The 6,144-nt window shown below is 64.7% G+C and carries 9 protein-coding genes; 2 read left to right on the top strand and 7 right to left on the bottom strand.

Annotated elements, in window-relative coordinates:
* The coding region (locus tag JHD07_RS30245) for a gamma-glutamyl-gamma-aminobutyrate hydrolase family protein (protein ID WP_291628800.1) at positions 1-375 on the bottom strand (375 nt) is incomplete at its 3' end.
* 90 nt (positions 376-465) lie between these two features.
* A complete protein-coding gene (locus JHD07_RS30240; RefSeq protein WP_291628799.1) occupies positions 466-1,170 on the bottom strand; it encodes a hypothetical protein in 705 nt (234 codons plus the stop codon).
* A gap of 133 nt (positions 1,171-1,303) precedes the next feature.
* On the opposite strand from JHD07_RS30240, the gene JHD07_RS30235 reads away from it, so the two are divergent.
* A complete protein-coding gene (locus tag JHD07_RS30235; RefSeq protein ID WP_291628797.1) occupies positions 1,304-2,455 on the top strand; it encodes an AI-2E family transporter in 1,152 nt (383 codons plus the stop codon).
* A gap of 6 nt (positions 2,456-2,461) precedes the next feature.
* Here JHD07_RS30235 and JHD07_RS30230 read toward each other — a convergent pair whose 3' ends face one another.
* The 5 genes from JHD07_RS30230 to JHD07_RS30210 form a co-directional block, all read right to left on the bottom strand.
* The gene (locus JHD07_RS30230) at positions 2,462-2,758 is read right to left on the bottom strand and encodes an antibiotic biosynthesis monooxygenase family protein (protein WP_035673823.1); all 297 of its coding nucleotides are present in this window, start codon (positions 2,756-2,758) and stop codon (positions 2,462-2,464) included.
* Between the two features lie 85 nt (positions 2,759-2,843).
* The gene (locus tag JHD07_RS30225; RefSeq protein ID WP_291628793.1) at positions 2,844-4,058 is read right to left on the bottom strand and encodes a GGDEF domain-containing protein; all 1,215 of its coding nucleotides are present in this window, start codon (positions 4,056-4,058) and stop codon (positions 2,844-2,846) included.
* A gap of 230 nt (positions 4,059-4,288) precedes the next feature.
* Positions 4,289-4,768 carry a 30S ribosomal protein S9 gene (rpsI, locus tag JHD07_RS30220; protein ID WP_291628791.1) on the bottom strand — a complete coding sequence of 160 codons (480 nt, stop codon included), beginning with the start codon at positions 4,766-4,768 and terminating at the stop codon, positions 4,289-4,291.
* 1 nt (position 4,769) lies between these two features.
* Positions 4,770-5,234, bottom strand: coding sequence for a 50S ribosomal protein L13 (gene rplM / locus JHD07_RS30215; RefSeq protein ID WP_011087726.1), 465 nt, complete (start codon positions 5,232-5,234; stop codon positions 4,770-4,772).
* A gap of 158 nt (positions 5,235-5,392) precedes the next feature.
* On the bottom strand, positions 5,393-5,821 hold the full coding sequence (locus JHD07_RS30210; RefSeq protein WP_291628786.1) for a PaaI family thioesterase: 429 nt from the start codon (positions 5,819-5,821) through the stop codon (positions 5,393-5,395).
* An 85-nt stretch (positions 5,822-5,906) separates the two neighbouring features.
* Between JHD07_RS30210 and JHD07_RS30205 the strand changes: the two genes are divergently transcribed.
* A partial coding sequence (locus JHD07_RS30205) for an enoyl-CoA hydratase-related protein (protein ID WP_291628784.1) occupies positions 5,907-6,144 on the top strand: 238 nt, incomplete at its 3' end.

Here is a 6,144-nt window from a genome sequence, read left to right as displayed (position 1 = left end):
GCCGCCGACGGCGACGTTCATCTCCTGGAGGCCGCGGCAGATGCCGAACAGCGGAATGCCGCGGGCGACGCACGCCACCGAGAGCGCAAGCGCCACTTCGTCGCGGTGGATGTCGTAGGGTTCGTGCTTCTCGCAGGGATCGACGTTGAAGCGGGTCGGATGCACGTTGGCCCGGGCCCCCGTGAGGATGATGCCGTCCACGGTATCGAGCAGCGCCGCGATATCGGTGATGTCAGGGGCGCCCGCGAACATCAGCGGCAAGCCGCCGGAGACTTCGGCCACGGCGCGCAGGTTTCGCTCGCCGACCATCTGGACCTGAAATCGATTTTCGACGCGATGGCAATTCCCGATCACGCCGACGACCGGCTTTCTCATCTGTCGTTCCGAGCCTCCCGATACGAAGATTCTCCGAACATGCCCCTCGGATGGAACAAATTTAACAGAGGGGATTGCGGGACGGCAATGCTATTTTCGCGCAAAGGCTTCCCGGGCCGCGGCCGGCTCCACCGCCGGCAGCCCAGCAGCCTGCAGGGCGGTCGCCGCAGGGGCGTCCGGCCGGGCCAGCCAGGACAGTTTCGAGTGGAGTCCGCGCGTCACGGGTTCTCCAAGAGGCCCCCCGAAATCGATCGGCCAGAATCCATTGGGCACGACCTCGGCGGAGAAACCGCGGATCGCGTAGCCGTCGCCGAGGACAACCTCTGAGTGGCCGCTGTCGACGAGGCGCGCGCTCGCGGGGTCCTTGAGATCACCGAAGCTCACGAGCACGGGAATCAACTCCCCCTGCACCGGGACGATTCCGGTCTGCCGGCTCATGTCCTTGAACGACACGCGGCTGCCGCGTGCGGCGCTGTAGGCGCGGAGCGCCAAATAGTTGATGTCGTCGAGGTCAAGCTTGTCGCCTTGCTGGTGCGCCAGCAAGGCCACGAGGTTCTTGCCTCGGCCGAGGTCGACGAACACAGCCTCCCCGCGCATCGTGGTGCGGCCGCTGCGGTTATAATTGCGATCGGGCACGACCGCGAGAACGCCCGACCCGGTCTTGATACCGTCAGGCGTCGTGACTTCGACCGTCAGGCGATATTTGTGGTCCGGCCGGTTGATCCGGATCTGGTCGCCGCCCACGATCAAAGCCAGAAGCCCGAGCAGACCTGCCCATTTGCTGATGAAACCCAAGCGCTCGCATCCTTCCAACCCCACCGCTCTGCACCCTTCGCGCGGCAGCGTCAAACCGGCCCGTTGCCGCTCTTGATCGGAGGCGCGTTTGTGGAAAGAGTGCCGGACGCAGGCCCGCGCGAAAGGACACGACGTGACGATTCTCAGAGATGAACGCCCCCCGACCCGCGGTGACCTCGCCCGGGATCAGGCCTGGGCGATCGCGGTCGGGGGCATCGGCGTCGTGTTGTTCACCGCGCTGCTCGCCTTCACCTGGTATTTTGCGGCCACCCTGCTGTTGATCTTCACCGGCATGCTGCTCGGCCTCGGTCTCACCGCCCTGGTCAATGCGCTCGGTCGCCGGGTTCACCTGCCCCACACGGTCCGGCTCGGAATCGTCTGCGTCGCGCTCGCTTTGCTTCTCGCAGGGATCGCCTATCTCGGCGGCGCCACCATCGCCGAACAGGCTTCGCTGCTGAGCAAGACCATCAAGTCGCAGATCGCCAATGTCCGGTCGATGCTCGAGAACCACGGCATCGACACCAGCTTCTTCGATTTCGGCAGCGCTGCGTCGGATGCCTCTGCCGACGCAGCGTCGGAGGCGACACCCGCGCCGCCGGCGCCATCGCGCACTCCCTTGCCCAGCGCCGGGGCGCTCGCCTCCAGCGGCGGAGCGATCGTGAGCCAGACCCTCAAGCTGTTGGTCGGCACCATTCACGGCGTCGGCAACATCTTCATCGTGCTGTTCCTGGGCCTCGCCTTCGCGGCCCAGCCCGCCGTCTATCATGACGGCCTGCTGTTCCTCGCACCGGCGAGGCACCGTACCCGTGTCGCCCTTGTGATCGACCGCATCGCCGAGACGCTGGAGCGCTGGCTGATCGCCCAGATCATCGTCATGGTCGCTGTCGGCGTCGTGACCTGGATCGGACTTGCGATCATCGGCATTCCCAGCGCATTCATCCTGGGAATCCAGGCGGGCCTGCTTGCCTTCATCCCGACCGTCGGCGCCATCATCGCCGGCGTCGTCGTGGTGCTGGCGAGCCTTGCTTCAGGCTGGATCGCGGCGCTGTCGGCCTTTCTGCTCTTCATGGGCGTGCACGCGATGGAGAGCTATGTGCTGACGCCGATCCTGCAGCGGCAGGCGCTCGACATCCCACCGGCCACGCTGTTTGCGTTCCAGATCCTGCTCGGAGTCGTGTTCGGCATCTGGGGCCTTGCGCTGGCGCTCCCGCTGGTCGCCATCGCCAAGGTCATGATCGACCATTTCAAGACCTATGAGGCGCCCGCCCGCGCCGAGGCGGCCTGACTCCAATCAGGTCGTCAGCACCGTCTCGGTGTGCTCGACCTCTGGAGGCGAAGCAAAATACTGACCGACAAGGCCGCGCCATTCCGTGAAATTTTCCGAGCCGCGGAAGTCGACGGTGTGGTTCTCCAGCGTCGCCCATTTCACCATCAGGCGGTAGCGCTGCGGCTTCTCGATCGACTTGTGCAGCTCGAAGCCGTGAAAGCCCTTGGAGCGCCCGAAGGCGGCCTTGGCCTTGGCGACGGCCGCCTCGAAGTCCTTCTCGCTGCCCGGCTTGACGTCGATCTGCGCGATCTCGGTGATCATCGGTTTCCACCCTTTTTTGTTCGATGAGCGTCTGTAGCGCAGCCGGCAGAAAAGAAAAAGGCGCCGGAACGGCGCCTTTTTCTGCTCATGCCGTGGCCGGCCGTGGCGACGGCGCGCGCGCCGCGGTCTGGCGGCGCCAGTTCTCCAGCGACAGCGGCAGTTCCTCGGCGGCTTCGACGCGGTTGCGGCCGCCGCGCTTGGCCTGGTAGAGCGCGGTGTCGGCCGAGGCCAGCAGCACCTCGAGTTCGGTGCCGGCCGGGCCACCAGCGACGCCGATGCTGACGGTGGTGTCGACCGGGCCTTCGTCGACCACGACGCCCGAGGTCTCGAAGGCCTCGCGCACGCGCTCGGCAACCAGCACGCCCTCCTCCAGCGAGCACGGCAACAGCGCGGCAAACTCCTCGCCGCCGATGCGGCCCGAGAGGTCGGTGATGCGTAAACTGCTGACCACCACGGTTGAGAACAGCTTCAGCATCTCGTCGCCGGCGGGATGACCGAAGCGGTCATTGATCGACTTGAAGTGGTCGATGTCGAAGATCATCACGGTCACGGGACGGCCGGCCTTGGCCTCGCGCTCGATCACGCGCGCGCAGGCCTCCGAGAAGCCGCGGCGGTTGAGCATGCCGGTCAGGGGATCGGTGGATGCGGCGGTCCGGTGCGCGGTCACCGTGCGTTCGGACACAAGCATGAAGATGACGAACACGGTGCCGACGGCGTAGAGGATGAGCTCGACCGCGAACACGGTCACCCAGATGCTCTGGGAGAAGCCGGCATCGTGCGGACGCAGGAAGCTGCCGAGCACGATCGGCAGCATCAGCACGCAACCGTGCATCACCGGCACCACGATCGCCGGCCAGCGCCGTTGCAGGCTCTTGCGCCGCTCGACCCAGAGCTCACTTGCGGTCAACGCTGCATATACCGAGACGATGCCTGCACCGACGAGCATACGCAGCATGGATGCAGCGGGGTCGAGCAGCGTCGCGGCAGCGACCCAGGCCAGCGCGCCGAGCACGAGGCCGGGCCAGTTCGGCTTGCGGCCGTGGAAGACGCGCGCCGCGTTCCACACCATGCCGCAGGCGACGAAGCCGACGGCATTCAGAGCAAGGTAGATGTGCGGGCCGAGCCCCTCGCCCGCCGCCGTCCACAGCGCGACGGAGGCGGCGCCGAGGAGATAGGCGGTCCCCCACCATTTCAGCGCCGGGCTGTTCTCCTGCTTGCCGAAAAACACCATCATGGCGCCGAGCAGTGCGGCGACCATGGTGGCGACCAAATAGAGCGTGATGCTATCGAGCGACATCATGTCGGCCCCCTCTGAAACATAGCAGCTACGCGATCGGCACATCCGATTTGCGCGCCCTTCCGAAAGGCGACGCTAGGTCTGGCGAGTTCTATTCAGGTTTTCACGGACGCCCAAGTTTTCAGGAAACACGCCACCAATTTGCATACAAACGAACAGCAAAAAGGGCGCTGAAATCAGCGCCCTTTTGCATCTCATTGAAGCCGCTTTCGCGGCGAATGCGACGAAAGCGATTAACGCTTCGAGAACTGGAAGGACCGGCGGGCCTTGGCCTTGCCGTACTTCTTGCGCTCGACCACGCGGGAGTCGCGGGTCAGGAAGCCGCCCTTCTTGAGCACGCCGCGCAGCTCCGGCTCGAAATAGGTGAGCGCCTTGGAGATGCCGTGACGGACCGCGCCGGCCTGGCCGGACAGGCCGCCGCCGGCAACGGTGCAAATCACGTCGTACTGGCCCGAACGCTGGGCGACCGAGAACGGCTGCTCGATCATCATGCGCAGCACGGGACGGGCGAAATAGACCTCGACCTCGCGCGAGTTAACGGTGACCTTGCCGGCGCCCGGCTTGATCCAGACGCGGGCGACCGCGTCCTTGCGCTTGCCGGTGGCATAGGCACGATTGAACTTGTCGACCTTCTTCTCGTGCTTGGGCGCCTCGGGGGCGACCGCGGTCTTGAGCTGCGAGAGCTGGTCGAGCGACTGGATGGATTCGGCCATGTTATGCGGCCCTCGTGTTCTTGCGGTTCAACTTGGCGATATCGATCTTCTCGGGCTGCTGCGCCTCGTGCGGATGATCGGCCCCGCCATAGACACGGAGGTTGCCCATCTGGACGCGACCGAGCGGACCACGCGGGATCATGCGCTCGACGGCCTTCTCGAGCACACGCTCGGGATGCTTGCCTTCGAGGATCTGGCGCGCGGTGCGCTCCTTGACGTGGCCGACGTAACCGGTGTGCTTGTAATAGGTCTTCTGCTCGCGCTTGCGGCCGGTGAGAACCGCATGCTGCGCATTGATGATGATGACGTTGTCGCCGCAATCAACGTGCGGGGTGTAGGTCGGGAGGTGCTTGCCGCGCAGGCGCATGGCGACGATGGTGGCGAGGCGGCCGACGACCAGACCCTTGGCGTCGATCAGCACCCACTTCTTCGTCACCTCAGCCGGCTTTGCCGAAAAGGTTTTCATATCGGAGTTTCCGTGGACGGGAGATATCGGCGCGAACACCGCACCGGACTGCGCGGGTTTCTAGAGAAGAGACGCGCTACGGTCAATGCCCACGGGCATAAATTACATTCGTGAAATCAATTGCTTACAATTACGGTGTTATATTACCTGCAAAAAGCTCAAACATTTGGAATGGAATAGGTCGAGGTGACATGAGCGATCGGATCGGGGGAGGTCCCGGACAGCAGCTTCACTTCCCCCACTGCCAACCGCTTGCCGAGCTTGAGCAGCCGCGCCTCGGCCAGCACGTCCTGCCCAGGCTGGCCCTTGCGCAAGAAGTTGATGTTGAGATTGGTGGTCACCGCGAGGCCGACCGGCCCGATCGCGGACAGCAGCACCACGTACATCGCGAAATCGGCCAGCGCCATCAGCGTCGGGCCCGACACGGTGCCGCCAGGCCGCAGCATCTTTTCGCTGTAGCGCTGGCGCAAAAGGCAGGTCTGGCCGTCGGCGCTCTCGATCGTGATGTCGTCGCCGCTGAAGGCCTGGGGAAACTCGTGACGAAGGAACCGCTCGACCTCCGCCACACTCATTTTCGCTGACGCCATGCTGTTCCTACTCTCGCTTCACTTGCCCTGTTACATTAAGTTATGGGTGTCATCCAACTGCAATCATTTAGCGGAAATCGCGTCAATGTCCGTCACCGCTGCGCGCGCCCCCTCCCCGCAACTGCCGATCCTGCTGAGCGAAACAGCGGGTTCCATCGCTATCCTGACGCTGAACCGCCCGGCCGCGCGTAACAGCCTGTCAGCTGCGATGATCGCGCGCCTGCATGCGGAGCTCGACAGGATCCGCGACGACAAGTCCGTCCGTGGCGTCGTGATCGCCGCCAACGGCCCCGCGTTCTCCGCCGGCCACGACATGAAGGAGC

The organism is Bradyrhizobium sp. (assembly GCF_016462955.1).
GTDB lineage: Bacteria > Pseudomonadota > Alphaproteobacteria > Rhizobiales > Xanthobacteraceae > Bradyrhizobium.
Note: the sequence above shows the minus strand (reverse complement) of the source record. Positions and strands in the feature narration are given on the sequence as shown.